This is a genomic window from Achromobacter sp. (genome assembly GCF_049647645.1).
Classification (GTDB): Bacteria; Pseudomonadota; Gammaproteobacteria; order Burkholderiales; family Burkholderiaceae_B; genus Achromobacter.
This window is the reverse complement of sequence record NZ_JBARYB010000024.1, coordinates 1-18,495: the sequence shown is the minus strand read 5'-3', so window position 1 is coordinate 18,495 and position 18,495 is coordinate 1. Positions and strand designations below refer to the sequence as shown.

Sequence of the window (18,495 nt, the reverse complement as noted above, 5' to 3'; positions counted from 1 at the left end):
TCCACCAGCGCCGCGTTCTGCTGCGTCACCTCGTCCATCTGCGACACCGCGCGGTTCACCTGGTCGATGCCGCTGGACTGCTCTTCCGACGCCGCCGAGATCTCGCCCATGATATCCGTCACCCGCTTCACCGAGGCCACGATCTCCTGCATCGTCGCGCCGGCGCGCTCCACCTGCTGCGAACCCGCGCCGACCTTGGTCACCGAGTCCTCGATCAGGCCCTTGATTTCCTTGGCCGCCTGGGCGCTGCGCTGCGCCAGCGAACGGACTTCGCCCGCCACCACCGCAAAACCCTTGCCCTGCTCGCCCGCCCGCGCCGCTTCCACCGCCGCGTTCAGCGCCAGGATGTTGGTCTGGAACGCAATGCCATCGATCACCGACACAATCTCGGAAATCTTGCGCGAGCTGGCCGAAATTTCCTGCATGGTGTTGACCACTTCCGACACCGCCGAACCGCCGCGTTCCGCCACGTCGGACGCGCTGGCCGCCAACTGATTGGCCTGGCGCGCGTTGTCCGCGTTCTGTTTCACGGTCGATGCCAGTTGCTCCATCGAGGCTGCGGTTTCCTCCAGCGAAGCCGCCTGCTCTTCAGTGCGACTGGACAGATCCGTGTTGCCCGCGGAAATTTCTCGCGAGCCCACGTTGATCTCGTCCACGCCGCGGCGCACCGACACCACCGTACGGGTCAGGCTTTCCTGCATGCGCTTGACCGCCGCCATCAACGTGCCTATCTCGTTGCTCGAGGCCACATCCACGCGCACGGTCAGGTCACCGCCGGCGATCTTGTCAAAACTGTCGCTGACGGCGCGCAAGGGACGCAGGACCACGCGGTTCATGAACAGGAAGGCGCCCAGCCATACCGCTACGATCAGCACGGCCAGCACGACGTACACGATGGCCATCATCGCCGCCTGCGAGCGCGAGGACGACACCATCTCTTCGCTATAGGCGGTAATGTCGTTGGCGAATTCGCCCAGTTGCTTCGAAAAAGCCCCGCTCGCCGCGCCCGCCCGGGTGTTCTTCAGGTCCAGGTAGGCCGCCGAATCGCCCTTGTCCAGGGCCGACATCATGGCCTGCAAGGCGTCGGCAAAGCCGTTGAACGACGAAATGAGGTCGCCTTCGGAGCTCTTCCCGATTGCCGTGGTTTTCGGAATGGTCTTGAAGGTCTCCATCTTCTTCTTGGCATCGGCAACCAATTGCTGCACCGTGCGCGTGTTCTCGCTGGCGCCGCTGGCATCGCCCGCGGCGCGCTGCGCGGCGGCGATGTCGGCGCGTATCGTGGCGCGCAGCATCTGCGTGTACGCGTCCTTGATCAGAGTGGCCTGTTGTACGCTCAAGGAATCCAAGGCGTTGATCGCCTCGGAGTTGGATCGCATGCTGTTCCAGCCCAGGGCGATGGACACCAGCGCGGCCAGGGCCACAGCCAACTGGGCGAGCATCAGGCCCGTGCGCACCTTCAGATTGCTAAACATTTCCGTATATTCCGGTAGTCGTCCCGGCGGCATTGTTGCCGCCAAGCCGTAAATAGGGGGGTAGCTTTACTGCATGTGCTGCGCTGACGGATCCCTCCGTCAGAAAGACTCCCAATCGTCATCCGACTGAGGCGTCGGCCGTCGGCTGGCCGGTGGCGCCGCAGGTGCGGCATCCTTGGCGCTCGTCGAGCGGGTGGCCGGTCGGCGTAGCGGACGAACGGTGGTGGCGGCTTCCGGCGCCGGTTTGGGCCGGGCGACTTGTGTCAGGCGTGGCGCGGGTGCCGCCTTCGGGGCTGATTCCGCCGGCGCCAGCGATTCCGCCATGGCAGGTTCGGCAGACGCCTTGCCCTCCGCCGCTTGCGGCGCCGGCATGCGCGGCGCGCTGCGTTGCGATGCGAATTGCTGCGCGGGGGCTTCGATGACTTCGCCCGCGTTGATCTTGAACACGGCCACCGCCTCGGCCAGGCGCTGCGCCTGCTCCTGCAGCGATCCCGCGGCCGCGGCCGCTTCTTCCACCAGCGCCGCGTTCTGCTGCGTCACCTCGTCCATCTGCGACACCGCGCGGTTCACCTGGTCGATGCCGCTGGACTGCTCTTCGGACGCCGCCGAGATCTCGCCCATGATGTCCGTCACCCGCTTCACCGAGGCCACGATCTCCTGCATCGTCGCGCCGGCCCGCTCCACCTGCTGCGAGCCCGCGCCGACCTTGGTCACCGAGTCTTCGATCAGGCCCTTGATTTCCTTGGCGGCCTGGGCGCTGCGCTGCGCCAGCGAACGGACTTCGCCCGCCACCACCGCAAAACCCTTGCCCTGCTCGCCCGCCCGCGCCGCTTCCACTGCGGCGTTCAGCGCCAGGATGTTGGTCTGGAAGGCGATGCCGTCGATCACCGACACGATTTCGGAGATCTTGCGCGAGCTGGCCGAAATGCCTTGCATCGTGCTGACCACTTCAGACACCGCTGATCCGCCGCGCTCCGCCACGTCCGAGGCGCTGGCGGCCAATTGGTTGGCCTGGCGCGCGTTGTCCGCGTTCTGCTTCACGGTCGAAGCCAGTTGCTCCATCGAAGCCGCGGTTTCCTCCAGCGAGGCCGCCTGCTGCTCGGTGCGGCTGGACAGGTCGGTGTTGCCCGCCGAGATCTCGCGCGACCCGACATTGATCTCATCCACGCCCCGGCGAACCAGCGCCACCGTGCGGGTCAGGCTTTCCTGCATGCGTTTGATCGCGCCGAACAACTGGCCGATCTCGTTGGTGCTGCGTACGTCGATGCGGCCAGTGAAATCGCCACCCGAGATCTTCTCGAAATGATCGCCCGCTTCACGCAGCGGCCGCAGCACGGTCCGGCTGATGAATAGCCAGCATCCCAATGCCAGGGCCAGGGAGATCGCCAGCATCACGATCGTGACCGTGCGGGAAACGCCGTGGGCCGATTCGGCCTGCGAAACCAGTTCGTCGGTGCTGGAGTCGATATGCGCCAGCACCTCTCCCACCGCCTCTCTCAGCACAGTGTTCGCGGCGCTGCCGGCATCGTTCAAGTCCAGGTAGTCCTGCACGGCCATGGTCGATAGGGCAGTCACCTGACGCTTGACCACGCCGTCGAATTGCTTGTAGGCGTTCTCCAGCTTTTGGTTCACGGCCTCCGAGCCTTCCAGGCGCGGCGCCTTGCGGTACGCGTCCAGCGCCTTGACGCCATCCTGCATCAGGCCTTCGGCGCGCTTGACTTGCGCGTTCGCCTGTTCGGTCTTGCCCTGCTGCAGATCCATCAGGGATGTCGCCAGCAGCAAACGGCCCCGCAGGAACAGGATGTACGAGCGGTTTAACTGCGCGGCCTGCGTAGAGTAGGCGTCGTTGACCCGCTCCAGCTTCTCATTGCTCGAGTTCAGGCCCATCCACGCGACGCCATTGGATATGAACATGGCGCCCGTGAAGAGCAGCAACACCAGAACGAGACAGGTGCGGACTTTCAAGTTGACAAGCATGGAATATCCGAGCGTTAAGCAATGTGAAACGACTATTTCCTACTCTGCACGCACACACGGACGCCCCGACCCCTGGCCAGTAGCGTCCGCAAAGGCGCAACTCTACGCACTCGATAGCGCGTTTTTCCCTGCCGCATTACTACTTGCGGCTGAACAGACTCGATCCCTGGATGGTCATGAACGCCGCCGATGCCGCTTGCAGCGCAACTTGGCGCAACGCGAGCTGGCTGGCGCCTTGGTAGTAGTCCAGTTCTTCCAGATCCGACAGGGACTTGGAGTAAGACAGGCCCTTCTGCGTGCCGGTGGCGTCCAACGCATCCAGCTCGTTCATGCGAGCGCCAACCGACGCCTGCACCGTCAGCACGTTGTCGTAGTTGTTCGCGAATTTCTTGTTGGCTGTTGCCAGCGCGTTGTTCAGCCTGGCCATCGCCACCGGATCGCCATCATTGGGCGCATCCAATGCGGCGATGACGTTGTCCAAGGTGGCGAACACGTCCATGTCAGTCGACTGGAGACTTTGAACCTTGATCGAATCTCCCGGCTTGGGAGCACCCTTGATGGCCACCGAGACACCGCCGAAGTCGATCACTGCGCCATCGGCGTAGAGCGTCGCAGCTTGCGGAGGCTGCGGAACGACCGCGGAGCTTCCGTCGGGGTTCGTGGTCGTGATCCGATAGCCCACAGCGCCCGTCGTCGCATCGGCCTCATACTTCACTTCGAACGTCTTCCCGCCGGCTCCAGCCCCCGGAGTCACCGAAACGGCGCCAAATTCCGCCGAACCCGTGTTCGTTTGCGGTGCTGAAGCGACGTAGGCCTGCGAGCCCGGATTGGCGCGCCCAAAGATGTCCTTGCCGAGATCGCTGGTGGACATCTGACGATTTTGATCCACCTGAATCGTGCGTTCGCCTACCGAATTGCTGTAGGCAATCTGGCCCGCGGCGTTCTTGGAATAAGGCATTACGCTGCCATTATTGCCGGAGAACAAATACTGACCATTGCCGTCGGTCGTATTGGCCAGACCCAGCAGGGCATCACGAGTGCTCTTGAGCGCCGTAGACAAGGTGCGCCGGTCGCTATCCGACAGGGTACTTCCCGCCTGGATGATGCGCGTGCGCGCTTCCTGCAAGGCGTTCGTCACGGCCGTCAACGTATTGCTTTCCAGGCCCAGATTCGTGTTGGCGGTCTGGCGGTTCATGCCATACGTGTTGTTCATGCTCTGCGTCTGCGCCACGCTGATGGCGAGCGCGGCGGCCAGGGGATCGTCCGCCGGGGTCAGGTTCTTGCGCCCGCTGCCGACCTGCTCGACCAGGCGGTTCATGTCGGATTCCTGAGAGAGAACGCCTTTCAGGCCGTTCGAGTACATCATCGAGGTGCTCAGGCGCATGGTGAAGCTCCGAAATTTTCTTTATTGGTCACGATTCAACGATCCGATCAGCCGCGCAGACCCAGCAGCGTGTCGAACATGGTGCTTGCCACATCAATGATGCGGGCGCTTGCTTGATACTGTTCCTGGTACAGCGACAGGCTGACGTATTCTTCGTTCAGGTTGACGCCCGAAACCGCCTGCTGCGCCGCAGTCTTCTGCGTGATCAGGTTCGCCTGCGCTGTCGCCGCGGACTTGAGCTGAGCGGTCTGGACCCCGACGGTATTCACGACCTGGCCGAACATGTCGTTCACGCTCATCGTGCCGTTACCCAGCACCTTGCTGTTCTGCAGTTGCGCCAGCTTCAGTGCATTCTTGCCGTTGGCGTCACCGCCAGCCGTATCGGCCGCCGCAATCTTGTAGGGGTCGGAGATCAGTACGGTGAGGTCGCGCGCCGCGTCGCGCGTGGGCGCCAGCGACCATTTGTCGCCAGCCTGGGGCGGCGCGCTGATGGTCAGGGTCACCCCCATCTCGCCGTCGAGATTCAGCGTGCCGGGCGTGCCGGTCGCCGGGCCGTTGTAAACCTGCGAACCTTCGGGCATGCGCAGCACACGGTAGTTCGTGCCGTCGAAGGAAATCTCGTATTCCTTGGCGTTGATGTTGTTCAGGTTCGTGAACTGGCCGGAAATCGACGCGTTGCTCTTGTTCTGCGCATTGGGCACGCCTTGCGGCGAGCCGATGCCGAAGAAGTCCGTGCCAGGATTGCCATTCTGGTCCAGGCCCTGCTTGTGCTGTTCGTTGAAAGACAGCGCCAGCCCGACGGCCATTTGGCCCAGCTGGCTTTGCATGACATCCAGCGAAGTAGCGCGGAATTGCAGCAAGCCGCCCAGCGAGCCGCCAGTCACTTCCGTATCGTTCAGTTCCACGGCAACCGTTTTGCCCGCGCCGGCTGGCAGCGTGTAGGCAATGGTAGTGCGCCCCGCATCCTTGGAGGAAGCCACCGCCTGCAAGGGATAGATGGTGTTGCCCGACAGCAGCGCTTGCCCGCCGTTGGCCAACGTAATGTTGATCTTGTCCCCTTGCTCGTAGGTGGTAACCCCCACCAACTGATTCAGTTCCATGACCGCCTGGTCACGCTGATCCAGGAGATCGTTCGGAGGACTACCCCCTGCCTTACCCGTAGCCAGCGAAATCTGCTGGTTCAGGTCGTCGATACGCGTCAGATAGCTGTTGACCTGCTCGACCGTCGTGGTGATCTGCGTATTCAGGCCGATGCGCTGATTCTGCATTTCGGTATAAGCCGAACGGATCTGCGTGGCCAGGCTGTTGGCCTTGCCCAGCAGATCCTGACGCGCAGCGGGGTCGGCCGGCTTGCTGGCCACCGCGTTCATGCTGGTGAAGAAATTGGCCAGGCCCGGCGCGATGCCGACGGTGCGGTCCGCAAATAGGTTGTTTATCGCCGAAACCTGGTTGTATTGCGTTTGGAGCTGGGCACCGCTGCCCTGCGCGCCTACCAGTTGCTTGTACAGGAAGCTGTCGTAGCTGCGCTCGACCGTGTCGACCTGGACCCCGCGGCCGATGTAGCCGTTGCTGGTGGCCTGGGCGCCGGCGGTCGAAACCATGACGCGCTGGCGGTTATACCCGACCGTGGTGGCATTGTTGATATTGTGGCTGGTGGTGGCCAGCCCTGCCTGGGCGGCGTTCAGCCCGCCCAGCGCCAATTTATACATATTCATGCTGACAATGCCCCGTATTTAACCGCTGATATACCTGGATACTCCATTAACGGCAGGAGATGATCCGAATTTAGAGTCCTTCCAACATCTGGCGAGAAATTTCCACCTTGGATGCCGCGCCCCGCAACTGGCCCATGACGCCGATCAGCTTTTGCGCGTACTGCGGATCCGTCGCGTAGCCCGCGTCCTGGATCTTGCGCGCGGCCTCGATCTCGTTACGCGCTTGCGTGACGCCCTCGTAGCGCGGGCTGTTGCCGATCAGGCGTGCGTAGTCGGCGAACGATTCCTCATAGGATGCATAGGCGCGGAACGGTTGCGTCACCTTTTTCGCCACACCGTCTTCGTATTCGGTGGTGAGCACGTTGACGACCTGGCCCTTCCAGCTGGATCCCGCCTTGATGCCGAACAGGTTGTAGCTGGTGCTGCCGTCCTGGTGCTTGATTTCGCGCTTGCCCCAGCCCGACTCCAGCGCCGCCTGCCCCAGGATGAGGCGCGCCGGCACGCCGCTTTGCTGCGAAGCCAGATTGGCCGCGCGCGACATCTTGGAGACGAATGTGACGACGTGCTCCGGAGCGCCTTCCGCCGCGGCCAACGCCCTATTTTGGGCGCTGTTGTTGCGCATCACGTTCAGCAGCGCCGAGACTTCGCGCGAACCGGCGGAACGGAAATCGAGATCCGCTCCCTCTCCCAGGCGCTTGACCGTATCCGCGCCCAACTCGCCGGGCTTGCCTTGCTGCATCTGCGCCAGAATGGCGCCGGACAAGCCGATACCAGGCGACGCCAGGTGCAAAGCCAACTGCTCGTCCGCCATGGACTGCAGCATCTGGGTCTGCTGCGAATCGAACAGCCCTTCCTTGGGGGTGGCTTCGCGCATGCGCTTGACCATCATCTGCAGGAACAGGGCCTCGAATTGCTTGGCTACCTGCTTCTGCTGCTCGGTCCCGTCAGGATCCTTCTTGACGTCGCGCTTGAGGTCCGACAGGCGGCCCATGTCGAAGACCGAGTCCTGCCGGCTGGAGCCGCGTGCCGCATCATTGGTGTACGCCATGGCCGTCAGATGATTTCCAGTTCGGCGCGCAAGGCGCCGGCGGTCTTCATCGCCTGCAGGATTGCCAGCAGGTCTTGCGGCGTGGCGCCCAGGGCGTTCAAGCCCTTGACCACGTCCGCCAGATTAGCGCTGGTGCTCACCCGTTGCAGGGAACCGTTTTCCTGCCGCACCTCGATCTGGGTGTTGGGCACCACTACCGTCTGCCCTTCCGTGAACGGCGTGTCCGGTTGCGACACCTGGTTCTGGCGATTGATGATGACCGACAGGTTGCCATGCGCCACGGCGGCCTCTTCGATCATGACGGTGCGATTCATGACGACCGAACCCGTGCGGGCATTGATGATGACCTTGGCCACCGTGGGCGCGCGCGCCACCTGCAGGTCTTCCACCTGCGACAGGAAGCGCGCCTGCGAGGCCTGCTCCATGGGCGTGCGCACCTGCACGACACGGCCATCCAGCGCGGTGGCAGTGCCCTGGCCGAACTTGCGGTTCAGCGCCATGGCCACATTCTGCGCCGTGCCGAAATCGGTGTTGTTCAGTTCCACATGAATGTAGCCGTCACGCGAGAACGTGGTGGGCACGCCGCGTTCGACGATGGCGCCCGCGCTGATGCGGCCGCCATTCAGCTGGTTGATCTGCACGCTGGAGCCGCCGGCGGAAGCACCCGCGCCACCCACCAGGATGTTGCCCTGGGCGATGGCGTAGACCTGGCTGTCGGCCCCTTTGAGCGGGGTCATCAACAGCGTGCCGCCGCGCAAGCTCTTGGCGTTACCCATGGACGAAACCACCACGTCCAGCGTCTGGCCCGGCCGGGCGAATGCGGGCAGCGTGGTCGTGACCATGACGGCCGCCACGTTCTTGAGCTGCATATTGCTGCCGGCGGGCACCGTAATGCCTAGCTGGGACAGCATATTGGTCAGGCTTTGCTGGGTGAATGGCGTCTGGCGCACCTGGTCGCCGCTGCCATCCAGGCCCACCACCAGGCCATAGCCGATCAGCTGGTTGCCCCGCACGCCCTGGATCGAAGCCAGATCCTTGAGCCGCTCGGCATGAGCCGCGCCGGCGCCGGCCACCAGCCCGACCGAAACGCAGACGCGCGCCAACAAGGACAACAAGGCGGATATCGGATTCGGTTGTTTCATGTTCAGAACGGCGAAGCGATCAGGAAGAAGCGTTGCAGCCAGCCCATGGTCTGGACTTCGTCCATGACGCCCTTGCTGCGGTACTCGATGCGGGCGTCGGCCACCTGGGTGGACGACACGGTGTTCGTGCCGGTGATGGAGCGCGGATCGACCACCCCTGAGAAGCGCACGAATTCGCTGCCCCGGTTGATGGCGATCTGCTTTTCTCCCGCGACCTGCAGGTTGCCGTTGGACATCACCCCCACCACCGTGGTGGTGATGGTGCCGGTGAAGGCATTGTTCGCGGTGCTGTCGCCCTTGCCCTGCGACACATTGCCGCCCTTGGCATCGGTGTTCAGGTTGGCGTTGGCCCAGCTGTCCATGAACGACGGCGCGGCGGCGATGCCGAGGCTGGCGCTGCCGCTGCGGTTGGTATTGGTGGCGACGTTCTTGGAGGCGTTCGTCTTCTCGTTCAGCACGACGGTGACGATATCTCCCACGTTGCGCGGCCGACGGTCCTCGAACAAGGGATAGTTGCCGTAGGTGGTCGGCTGGTAGATGGAGCCCGTGGGCTGCGCCATCGGCGCGGCCGGAGGCGGCGGCGCGGCCGTCGTCGGCCCGGTCACGATAGGCTCGGGCGGAATCATGGCGCAACCGGCCACCAGCATAGCCAGTGCCGCACTCGATACCAGGCGCAGGACAGACATGGACATCACAATTGGGTCAGGCGGGCCAGCATTTCGTCCGAGGTCTTGACGGCCTTGCTGTTCATTTCGTAGGCGCGCTGCGTGGTGATCATGTTGACCAGCTCTTCAGCGACGTTGACGTTGGAGGTCTCGACATACTTCTGCATGATGGAACCCGCGCCGTCCACGCCCGGCTGCAGCAGGTTGGCGGGACCCGAAGCGTCGGTTTCGAGGTACAGGTTCTCGCCTATGCTCTGCAGGCCGGTGGGATTGATGAACGTCGCGATCTGCAACTGGCCGATCTGCACGTTGATGCCGGCCGCGCCGGGCTGCGTCACCGAGACGATGCCGTCGTTGCCGATCGAGATCGACAGCGCGTTGTCGGGGATGTTCATCGGCGGCTGGATCACATAGCCGCTGACAGTGGTCAGCTGGCCATTCTGGTCGCGCTGCAAGGCGCCGTCGCGGGTGTAGGCCTGGGTGCCATCCGGCAGTTCGATCTGCAGAAAGCCGCGGCCGTTGATGGCGATGTCCATCTCGCTGCCGGTGTTGTTCAGGTTGCCCGCGGTATGGATGCGCTCGGTCGCGGCCACGCGCGCGCCGGTGCCCAGCTGCAGGCCAGACGGCAGTTGGGTGGCGTCGCCGACCTGGGCGCCGGGCTGACGCAGCGTCTGGTACATCAGGTCCTGGAACACGGCCCGACCGCGCTTGAAGCCATTGGTCGAAACGTTGGCCAAGTTGTTCGAAATCACGTCCATGGAGGTCTGCTGACCTTCCAGACCCGTCTTGGCGATCCACAACGAACGCATCATGATGAAGTACTCCTGGTGGCGCGGCCCGGCCGCGCGCGAATAGTGTTTTTAGTTCAGTTGCCGTATCAGGCGCTTACCGACAGGATGCCGTTGGCACGTTCGGCGTTGCGGTCCGAGTGCTGGATCACCTGCATCTGCTGCTCGAAGCGGCGCGCATTGGCAATCATTCCGACCATCGCCGCCATCGGGTTGGTGTTGCTGCCTTCCAGCACGCCCGACAACAGCCGCAGGCTGGGATCGGCGGGGACCGGAGGCGCAGGCTGGCCGTTGACGGGAGCCATGCGGAACACGCCGTCGTCGCCATGCACCAGCTGATCGTTCTGCGGGCTGGCCAGCTTGATCCGGCCCAGGTTCAGGATGTTGTTCGGCGCATCGCCGGCGCCAATGGCGGTAATGGTGCCGTCCGCCGTGATCGTCAGGGCAGCCTGGTCGGGTATGTCGATGGGACCGCCCTGATCCGACAGCACGGGCTGACCCAGCGAGGTCTGCAGCAGGCCATTGATGCCGACCTGCAGGCCGCCAGCGCGGGTGTAGGCCTCGCCTTGCGGAGTCTGCACGGCGATCCAGCCGCGTTCGCTGGACAAGGCCACGTCCAGGTCCCGGCCCGTGGTCTGCATATTGCCCATCTGGAAGCTGTTGCGCGGCGTGGACGCCACCGTCGAAACACGCGTGGGCAGACTCGTCCCGTCCGTGACCGGCACCGAGCGGTACAGCGCGATCTGCTCGCGAAAACCCGCCGTGTTCACGTTGGCCATGTTGTTGGAAAGCGCGGCCTGATGCTCGGTAATGCGCGCCGCGCCATTCATGGCGGTGTAGATGATACGGTCCATTGCCTATTCCGTTGGTGTCGTCGCGTGCCTGCCGGGCTTACTTCAGGTTCATCAGGACTTGCATGATTTCGTCCTGGGTCTTGATGGTCTGGGAGTTGGCCTGATAGGTGCGCTGGGCGATGATCATGTTCACCAGCTCCTTGCTCATGTCGACGTTGGACGACTCGGTGGCCTGGCCCACGACCTTGGACAGGCCATTGCTGCCGGGCTGGCCCAGGATGGGCTGGCCGGACGCCGAGGTTTCGGTCCAGGCGTTGTTGCCCACGGGCTGCAGGCCCTGCAGGTTGGAGAAGTCGGCCAGCACGATGGTGCCTACGACCTGGGTCTCACCGTTGGTGTAGCTGGCCACTATGCTGCCGTCGCCGCTGATATTGATGCCGCTGAACTCGCCGGAAGCGTACCCGTCCGGCTTGGCTACCAGCTTGTAGGCGCTGCCGAACTGGGTGGTGCCCGTGTAGTTCATCGCAATGTTGATCGGGTCTGCAGGTGTGGTGCCGCCGCCCGGGTTCGCGAAGGACAGGTTGACCACGGGCGCGCTGGTCAACACGCCGGCCTTGTTGAACGTGAACTTCTGCGGGTTGCCCCAGACCCCGCCCGCTTCAGTGGTCGGCGCCATGGCCTGACCGTCAATCGTGTAATAGACGTCGTAAGTGCTGGTGTCCGCAGTGGCGGCAGGACGCTTCACGAAGTACTGCATGACCTGGTGGGAGTTGCCCAGCGAGTCGAACACGGTCATCGGCGAGGCGTTGGTATAGGAGTTGGACAGCTTCGGGTCGAACGGCCTGCCTGTTTCGACGACAGCCGCCGTGTACTCAGTGAACGCCCCCATCTTCGACAGATCACCGCCCGTAATAACGCCGCCCGCGCCCACGGTTACCGTTTCCGTACCGACGGTGAAGGTGGAGCCTGGGGCGGGCAGCGCACCACCAGCCGGTACGGTATCCTCCAGTTTCGCCGTTCCCGTGGCGTCACGGGTGAAGGTGTACACAGTGCCAGGCGCCGCGCCCAGCGTCACCGTCCCGGGGACAGCCGCCTTGGTTTGCGTATCCGTTTCGTAGATGACTTTCGCGTTGGCGTTCAGGTTGGCCACCGTGGTACCCGTGGACGTCGCCAGCGGAGCCACGTTCGCCGTGGGCAGCTGCAACTCAACCGGATTCGCGCCGACGGAGCCCGGCGGATAGCCCGTCAGGCGATAACCCTGGGCGTTCACGATGAAGTTGTTCTTGTCGACCAGGAATTCGCCGTTGCGGGTGTACATCACCGCGCCGCTCTGGTCGGTGACGCGGAACATCCCCTTGGCGCCGTCGATCGCGATGTCGTATTCGCCACCGCCGCCGTTCACCGTACCCACGGTAAAGCGCTGGTTGATGGCCGCGACCTTCACGCCCAGACCGACGCGCGAACTGGCGTAGACGTCAGCGAACGACGCGGTCGCCGACTTGAAGCCGACGGTGCCGGAGTTGGCAATGTTGTTGCCGATGACGTCCAGGTTCTGTGCTGCGGCGTTCAAGCCGCTCAATCCTTGTCCGAAACCCATGTTTTTTCTCGCTAATCTTTAACTAGGGGAAGCCGCCGCCCATGCGCCGGCACCGATACATTGCGGCCGCTTCAGGCGCCGATTACCTTGCGCACGTCCAGCATGCTGGTCTGGCCATCCAGGCCCAGATCCAGACGCAGGCCTTCGGTGGAATACGCCACGCTCTTGACCTGGCCATAGCTCAGCACTTCTGCATTCACCTTCTTGCCGTCCGCATCCGTGGCCATGACGGACACGGTGTACGCGCCCGGTTCCAGCACAACGCCGCTATCGTTCTTGCCATCCCAGGACAGCGTGTACACGCCGGGCTTCTGGTCCGTCGTTTCGATCGTACGTACCACCGCGCCGTTGGCGTCCGAAATGCGGATCTGCACTTTCTGGGCGTCGCCCTGCAGGTCCAGACCGTAAGGCGTGACGACACGGGCCTCGGGATTCGCAGCATCCACGCCAGACTTGATCTTGGAGCCAGGGATCAACACGCCCTTCCCTATCATCGCCACCGCATTCATCGACTGAGACACGTCGATCTGCCCGCTGATGGCGAGCATGGTGTTCTTCAGATTGGTGATGCCTTCCACGGTGGAGATCTGCGCCAGCTGGGAGGTCAGCTCGGCGTTCTGCATCGGGTTCAGGGGATCCTGGTTCTGCAACTGGGTAACCAGCAGCTTCAGGAACTGGTCCTGCAGGCCTTGCGCCGTGCTGCTGCCGTTGGCGCCGGTTTGCGCCAGGCCCAGGCCGGTCTTGCTCGTCGATTGGTCGATAGTGGTCATGGATACACGGGTTCCGGAAATTAGGACTGGCCGATGGTCAGCGTCTTCTGCATCAGGGCCTTGGCGGTATTGAGCACTTCCACGTTCGCCTGGTACGAGCGCGAGGCCGCGATCATGTTCACGGTTTCGGCCACCGGGTCGACATTAGGCATGCTGACGTAGCCCTGGGCGTCGGCCAATGGGTGCTGCGGGTCGTAGACCTGCTTCAAGGGGGATTGGTCCTCGATCACCCCGGCCACGCGCACGCCGCCGATCTCCTGGCCCAACGCTTGGCCAGCCGGGGGATTCACCTGGAACACGACCTGGCGGGCGCGGTACGGTTTGCCGTCGGGGCCAACCACGCTGTCGGCGTTGGCCATGTTGCTGGCCGCCACGTTCATGCGCTGCGATTGCGCACTGAGCGCCGAACCGGCGATATCGAAAATGCTCAACAAGGACATTGCCTGCCGCTCCCTTTGAAAATCATTCCTGAATTGCGGCCATCATGGTCCGGATACGGCCAGACAGCATCTGCATCGTGCTTTGGTAATGCAGGGTGTTATCCGCGAACTGCACCCGTTCGATGTCCATGTCCACCGTGTTGCCGTCCATGCTGGGCTGGTACGGCAGGCGATACAGGAGCTCCGTCGGCCCCTGGGATACGGCCTTGGCGGGAATATGGCGCGCGGACGTCAGCGTGAGCGAGGTGTCGGGCAGGCGCTTGGTGCCTTCCATGGCGTTGGCCATCGCCGTCTTGAAGTCGAAATCGCGCGCCTTGTAGTTGGGCGTATCGGCGTTGGCGATGTTCGACGACAGCACTTCCTGGCGTTGCGCGCGCAGCCCCAGGGACTGCTGGAAGAAGCGGAAATCTTCATTAAGCCGGTCTAGCATCGGGGCGCCTTGGTGCGTTGCAATTCGGATAAAACGAGGGACCCCGGACAGACCGTTATCCCATTGGATGACGGCATCATAGGGGCCGGAGGCTCAACACAATCAGCCAAATAACCCGTCATTTCTCATCCAATTCACGTATTGCCGAATGCCGCGGACTTCTACAATCCATCCATCATGAAAATATCCGCAACCCGACTCCGCGCGCGCGCAGGCTGCCTGGCTGCCCTGCTGCTGCCCCTGGCTGCCGCGCAGGGGCAGGAAGCGGCGACCCAGGCGCCCGAGGCCATCGCCCTTGCGGCGCAGACCTATCTGCTGGATCAGCTGGCCGGCCTGCCCGGGCAGCCCTCGGTCGCAATCGATCCGCCGCGCGCCGAGCGGCTGGCGCCCTGCGACGCCATGTCCCCATTCATGCCTTCAGGCATGAAGCTGCGCTCGCGCATGACGGTGGGAGTGCGCTGCAATGCGCCCAAGCCTTGGACGGCCTACGTCCAGGCGACGGTAAGCGTGCCGGGCCACTATTACGTCGCGGCGCGTCTGATTGCTGCCGGGCAAGCCCTGACGCCGGATGACCTCGCGCCGCGCGACGGCGACCTGGTCGCCCTGCCCCCGGGCGCGATCACAGATCCGCAAACCGTGGTGGGGATGACGGCGGTGCACCGGATCAATGCCGGCCAAGCGGTGCGGGGTTCCGGGCTGCGCAACGCGCAATCGGTGCTGCGCGGCGCCAATGTCCGCATCAACGCGCTGGGCAAGGGCTTTGTGGTCAGCAGCGAAGGCCAGGCGCTCGATAACGCGGCGCCCGGCGCCACCGTACAAGTGCGCACCGCGGGCGGCCAGGTGGTCAGCGGCGTGGTGCGCAATGCCACCCTGGTGGAAATACAACTGTAATTGTTGTTACATGTCGCATCGCACCAATACCCCGCCCGCCCCTAAAGTTCCTTCCGGCCCTGCCGTTACTGAGGCATAAGTAGGCGATTCCGTCGCAAAACCGACCCTGGACGCCCCGCGGAGAAAATCTTGAAGATCAATTCCACCACCAACCGCCCCCTATCGGCTGACGCCGTCGCGCCTCGCGCCGACTCGGCGGTTGCCCAGGCCTATGGCGCCGGCAGCTCCAGCGGCTCCAGCAGCTCGCAGGTGGCGCTGAGCTCCGCATCGCGCAAGCTGTTGGCGCTACAGGACGGCTCCGATGACATCAACGTCGAACGCGTGGCCGCCATCCGCGCCGCCATCGCCTCGGGTCAGTTGAAGATCGACACCGGCCGCATCGCGGACAGCCTGATCGCCAGCGCCCGCGACCTGCTGAAGTAACCCCGAACCTCCCGAGCCGAACAGCATGACCATGAGCACCGTCGAATCCCTCCAATCCTGCATGCGGCAGGAAGATGCCCTGATCACCGAGTTCTCCGCCATTCTGGAAGAAGAGACCGAAGTGCTGGTGGGCTTGGGAAGCGTGGGTACGCTACAGGAAATCACTGAACGCAAGGGCGAAGTCGCCCGCAAGCTCGTGGACCTGAGCCAGGTCCGTGATTCCCTGCTCGCGGAAATCGGCCTGCCCGCCGGGCACGCCGGCACGGAGCAGGCAGCCGTTCTGCACCCGCAGCTGTCAGGCGTCTGGCAGGCCTTGCTGAGCAAATCGGCATCGGCCAACGAAATCAATATGCGCAACGGCGCGCTCATCGACGTGCACCTGCGCTATACGCAGCAATCTCTGGACGCCCTGCGCAACATGGGCGCCGCTGGCGGCGCACTGTCCACCTACGACGCCCGCGGCCGCGGCGCGCGCACCGCGCCGGGCCGCAAGCCCATCGTGGCTGGTTGAACCGAACCACAACACGGTGAACAGCAGCGCTTGCACAGCGCTGCTCGATCCGCAAAATGGGGGTGGCGCGCATGCTCTTGCGCAAGAACGCCCACTCTTTATCGCGCACCCTATCGAATAGCGGCTCGCGTCACGCCGCCGTCATCTCCAGCATCGCATACATCTTCAGCAACGCGACCGGCAGCATGCGCCCGGACAGCTTGCGATCCGTTCCCATGATGCCCGACAGGGGCCCGCGCAGCACTTCCGCCGCCGGCGTATGCGCGAGCTGCCAGCATGCCGCGCCCATCTGACCGGCCATCAGCGATTGGCGTGCCAATGCATGGGCGCCGTCCACGGCGGGCAGAGCCAGCCAAGCGTTCACCATATAGCGGAATCCCGCCTTGGCCTCGTCCTGCAGCACCAGCCAGCGCGCCACGGTGGCGGCGTCCGCCTGGGATGCAGGCAGGTTGGTCATGCCGAACAGCTGTCCGGCCACCTCGCCACTGACCGTGTCGATCAGGCGGGCGCAGACCAGCCGCACGGGTTCGCCGCCGCTGCGGCCTGGCAGCGTCACTTCCGTGCCGGAGGCCCACAACGCCAGGGGCACGCGCTTGCCGCCCTGGACACTGAGCAGCCCCGGCATGTCGCCGGGCTGGCCGACGGGCAGATAGCCCACGCTCTTGCCCACGGCATTCAGATTGGTCGGGCAGTCATCCTGGACCACGCGCTGGCCGCCGGCGCTGCGCGCCACCCAGGCGACGCCTTGCTCGCTCAAGGCTTGCCACAAGGCGGAGGTACCGGCCTCGAGCATATGCACGACTGGCACACGCGCCAGTTTTTCGGCGAGCCAACCCACCCGCGCCTGCAACGCCAGGGCCGCGTCCGGCTGCGCCGGCGCCGCCGGAGCGAATGAAGACAGCATGCCGTGCGGCAGAACCAGTTGCTGCGCGGGCGCTGCCAGAGCCGTACCGCGATCGCTCATCAGCAACGTGCCCAGCAACGCTCCACCCGGCAAACCCTCTCCCTTCATGGCGGCCTTGCCATGCATGGCAAGCAGATGCCGTCCGCAGAGCGAGGAAAACTCACGGCGAACCATCGCCAAGGGTTCGTCGCCCAGCGCGGCCAGGCTGGCGCCCGAACTATCTCCGACATAGCCACGCCAGGATGCACGAGCCTGCACGCAAGCCGGGTCACTTTCCAGCCAGGCGATGGCGTCGTCCAGGTTTTGCGCCGCCTCGATGGAACCGGCGCCACCTTGTGGCCGCAGAATGGCGGAAGCCAGCAATTGCCGCTTGCGGGCAGGATCCACGCTTTCGGATTCCCGCGATGCGGACACCAGCGTCGCGAGGTCGGCCTCGCTGGGCGTGTACAGCGCGCGGGCGCGCTCGACCATGGAGAAGGCGCGGTCGATCAACACGTCGGCCCGGGCCAGTTCCATGTGCTCGGGCACTTTCTGTCCAACCGACATGTAATGAATCGGCAGGCGATGGCGGATGGCCGTGTCCAGCGCCGCACCCAGGCGGGTGGCTTCGTCCAGCTTGGTGATGATGCAGCCGGCCACGTCCTCGCCCACGCCATTGCGATAGGCGTGCGCCACTTCGTCCAGGGTGTCGCCCTGGCTGGCCGCATTGAGCACCAGCAGCCGGCGCACCGGCTTGCCCGCGTTGCACAGCATTGCCGCTTGTTCCGCCACCAGGCGATCGCGCTGGCTGATGCCAGTGGTGTCGATCAGCACGATCTTGCGGCTGCCCAGTTCAGCCAGGATGCGGCGCAATTCGCCCGCGTCACGTACCGAATGGGCAGGCACCCCCATCAGGCGGCCATAGATCTGCAGCTGCTCCAGCGCGCCGATCCGGAAATTGTCGGTGGTCAGCATCGCGACCTGCTCGCGGCCCTCGCGCGCCACGCAGCGCGCGGCCAGCTTGGCCAGCGTGGTGGTCTTGCCGACGCCGGTCGGGCCGACCAGGGCATACACGCCGCCGGCCAGGAACTCGTCTTCGGAACGCAGCACCGGCAAGTGCGTTACCAGCTCGTTGCGGGCCCAGCTCAGCGCCGCTTCCTGCGTCATTCCCTCAGGCAGGCGTTCCACCAGCGTGCGCACCAGCTTGGTACTGAAGCCCGCGTCCAGCAGGCTACGGAACAAAGCTGCGCCCACGGGTTCCCGACCCGGCCCTTGGCGGCCGCCCCAAAGCAGTCCATCCATGCGGCTTTCCAGCGCGCCGCGCAGGGCGCTGATGGCATCCTGCAAGCCGGCTGCCGCGTCGGAAGGCAAAGCGGCCGACGGCGCCACCGCGGGCTGGCGCAGCGGCGCATCAGGCATGCGAGCCATGGAAGACGCAGCCGCGGACTGCGGCGCTGCCGGCAAGTGGGCCGCAGGCGCCGAGGCAACGTAAGCAGGAGGCGCCACCGGAGCTGCGTTTCCGGAGGCAGACGCCCGCACAGGCGGCACGCCCGGGGCCGCATCGG

At 64.3% G+C, this 18,495-nt stretch carries 17 protein-coding genes; 3 read left to right on the top strand and 14 right to left on the bottom strand.

Going from position 1 to position 18,495, the window contains the following annotated elements; all coding sequences use genetic code 11:
- The 13 genes from WBB14_RS02655 to flgB form a co-directional block, all read right to left on the bottom strand.
- On the bottom strand, positions 1-1,472 hold a 1,472-nt coding region (locus tag WBB14_RS02655; protein WP_424238449.1), incomplete at its 3' end, for a methyl-accepting chemotaxis protein.
- Positions 1,473-1,571: 99 nt separating this feature from the next.
- Positions 1,572-3,449: a methyl-accepting chemotaxis protein gene (locus tag WBB14_RS02650; RefSeq protein WP_424238448.1), complete on the bottom strand. Its 1,878-nt coding sequence runs from the start codon at positions 3,447-3,449 to the stop codon at positions 1,572-1,574.
- Between the two features lie 139 nt (positions 3,450-3,588).
- Positions 3,589-4,833 carry a flagellar hook-associated protein FlgL gene (gene flgL / locus WBB14_RS02645; protein WP_424238447.1) on the bottom strand — a complete coding sequence of 415 codons (1,245 nt, stop codon included), beginning with the start codon at positions 4,831-4,833 and terminating at the stop codon, positions 3,589-3,591.
- Between the two features lie 47 nt (positions 4,834-4,880).
- Complete coding sequence (gene flgK, locus WBB14_RS02640; RefSeq protein WP_424238446.1) at positions 4,881-6,548, bottom strand: flagellar hook-associated protein FlgK; 1,668 nt, start codon at positions 6,546-6,548, stop codon at positions 4,881-4,883.
- Positions 6,549-6,618: 70 nt separating this feature from the next.
- A complete protein-coding gene (gene flgJ, locus WBB14_RS02635; RefSeq protein WP_424238445.1) occupies positions 6,619-7,596 on the bottom strand; it encodes a flagellar assembly peptidoglycan hydrolase FlgJ in 978 nt (325 codons plus the stop codon).
- Between the two features lie 5 nt (positions 7,597-7,601).
- Positions 7,602-8,738, bottom strand: a complete 1,137-nt coding sequence (locus WBB14_RS02630; protein WP_424238444.1) for a flagellar basal body P-ring protein FlgI — start codon at positions 8,736-8,738, stop codon at positions 7,602-7,604.
- 2 nt (positions 8,739-8,740) lie between these two features.
- A complete protein-coding gene (locus WBB14_RS02625) occupies positions 8,741-9,430 on the bottom strand; it encodes a flagellar basal body L-ring protein FlgH (RefSeq protein WP_424238443.1) in 690 nt (229 codons plus the stop codon).
- Complete coding sequence (gene flgG, locus WBB14_RS02620; RefSeq protein WP_013393393.1) at positions 9,430-10,215, bottom strand: flagellar basal-body rod protein FlgG; 786 nt, start codon at positions 10,213-10,215, stop codon at positions 9,430-9,432. Before flgG ends, WBB14_RS02625 begins: the two co-directional genes overlap by 1 nt.
- A 65-nt stretch (positions 10,216-10,280) precedes the next feature.
- Entirely contained in the window at positions 10,281-11,045 is a 765-nt protein-coding gene (locus WBB14_RS02615; protein ID WP_424238442.1) for a flagellar basal body rod protein FlgF, read from the bottom strand.
- A gap of 37 nt (positions 11,046-11,082) precedes the next feature.
- Positions 11,083-12,582 (bottom strand): flagellar hook-basal body complex protein, encoded by a 1,500-nt coding sequence (locus WBB14_RS02610; protein ID WP_424238441.1) that lies wholly within the window; start codon positions 12,580-12,582, stop codon positions 11,083-11,085.
- A 71-nt stretch (positions 12,583-12,653) separates the two neighbouring features.
- Positions 12,654-13,352, bottom strand: coding sequence for a flagellar hook capping FlgD N-terminal domain-containing protein (locus tag WBB14_RS02605; protein ID WP_013393390.1), 699 nt, complete (start codon positions 13,350-13,352; stop codon positions 12,654-12,656).
- Positions 13,353-13,372: 20 nt separating this feature from the next.
- Entirely contained in the window at positions 13,373-13,792 is a 420-nt protein-coding gene (gene flgC / locus WBB14_RS02600; protein WP_013393389.1) for a flagellar basal body rod protein FlgC, read from the bottom strand.
- A gap of 22 nt (positions 13,793-13,814) precedes the next feature.
- Positions 13,815-14,222: a flagellar basal body rod protein FlgB gene (gene flgB / locus WBB14_RS02595; RefSeq protein ID WP_013393388.1), complete on the bottom strand. Its 408-nt coding sequence runs from the start codon at positions 14,220-14,222 to the stop codon at positions 13,815-13,817.
- A 177-nt stretch (positions 14,223-14,399) separates the two neighbouring features.
- Here flgB and flgA point away from each other — a divergent pair, with 177 nt between their 5' ends.
- From flgA to WBB14_RS02580, 3 genes are all read left to right on the top strand, one after another.
- Complete coding sequence (flgA, locus tag WBB14_RS02590) at positions 14,400-15,113, top strand: flagellar basal body P-ring formation chaperone FlgA (protein WP_424238440.1); 714 nt, start codon at positions 14,400-14,402, stop codon at positions 15,111-15,113.
- 129 nt (positions 15,114-15,242) lie between these two features.
- Complete coding sequence (gene flgM, locus WBB14_RS02585; protein ID WP_424238439.1) at positions 15,243-15,536, top strand: flagellar biosynthesis anti-sigma factor FlgM; 294 nt, start codon at positions 15,243-15,245, stop codon at positions 15,534-15,536.
- A 31-nt stretch (positions 15,537-15,567) separates the two neighbouring features.
- Positions 15,568-16,047 carry a flagella synthesis protein FlgN gene (locus WBB14_RS02580; RefSeq protein WP_424238450.1) on the top strand — a complete coding sequence of 160 codons (480 nt, stop codon included), beginning with the start codon at positions 15,568-15,570 and terminating at the stop codon, positions 16,045-16,047.
- Positions 16,048-16,177: 130 nt separating this feature from the next.
- Here the strand turns inward: WBB14_RS02580 and flhF are convergent.
- The coding region (gene flhF / locus WBB14_RS02575) for a flagellar biosynthesis protein FlhF (RefSeq protein ID WP_424238438.1) at positions 16,178-18,495 on the bottom strand (2,318 nt) is incomplete at its 5' end.

What these genes read in the sequence shown, in the direction of transcription:
- flgA (WP_424238440.1), top strand. Translation starts at nt 14,400, where the DNA reads ATGAAAATATCCGCAACCCGACTCCGCGCGCGCGCAGGCTGCCTGGCT.
- flgG (WP_013393393.1), bottom strand. Translation starts at nt 10,215, where the DNA reads ATGATGCGTTCGTTGTGGATCGCCAAGACGGGTCTGGAAGGTCAGCAG.
- WBB14_RS02580 (WP_424238450.1), top strand. Translation starts at nt 15,568, where the DNA reads ATGAGCACCGTCGAATCCCTCCAATCCTGCATGCGGCAGGAAGATGCC.
- flgB (WP_013393388.1), bottom strand. Translation starts at nt 14,222, where the DNA reads ATGCTAGACCGGCTTAATGAAGATTTCCGCTTCTTCCAGCAGTCCCTG.
- WBB14_RS02615 (WP_424238442.1), bottom strand. Translation starts at nt 11,045, where the DNA reads ATGGACCGTATCATCTACACCGCCATGAATGGCGCGGCGCGCATTACC.
- flgK (WP_424238446.1), bottom strand. Translation starts at nt 6,548, where the DNA reads ATGAATATGTATAAATTGGCGCTGGGCGGGCTGAACGCCGCCCAGGCA.
- WBB14_RS02630 (WP_424238444.1), bottom strand. Translation starts at nt 8,738, where the DNA reads ATGAAACAACCGAATCCGATATCCGCCTTGTTGTCCTTGTTGGCGCGC.
- WBB14_RS02650 (WP_424238448.1), bottom strand. Translation starts at nt 3,449, where the DNA reads ATGCTTGTCAACTTGAAAGTCCGCACCTGTCTCGTTCTGGTGTTGCTG.
- flgJ (WP_424238445.1), bottom strand. Translation starts at nt 7,596, where the DNA reads ATGGCGTACACCAATGATGCGGCACGCGGCTCCAGCCGGCAGGACTCG.
- WBB14_RS02625 (WP_424238443.1), bottom strand. Translation starts at nt 9,430, where the DNA reads ATGTCCATGTCTGTCCTGCGCCTGGTATCGAGTGCGGCACTGGCTATG.
- WBB14_RS02610 (WP_424238441.1), bottom strand. Translation starts at nt 12,582, where the DNA reads ATGGGTTTCGGACAAGGATTGAGCGGCTTGAACGCCGCAGCACAGAAC.
- flgC (WP_013393389.1), bottom strand. Translation starts at nt 13,792, where the DNA reads ATGTCCTTGTTGAGCATTTTCGATATCGCCGGTTCGGCGCTCAGTGCG.
- WBB14_RS02605 (WP_013393390.1), bottom strand. Translation starts at nt 13,352, where the DNA reads ATGACCACTATCGACCAATCGACGAGCAAGACCGGCCTGGGCCTGGCG.
- flgL (WP_424238447.1), bottom strand. Translation starts at nt 4,833, where the DNA reads ATGCGCCTGAGCACCTCGATGATGTACTCGAACGGCCTGAAAGGCGTT.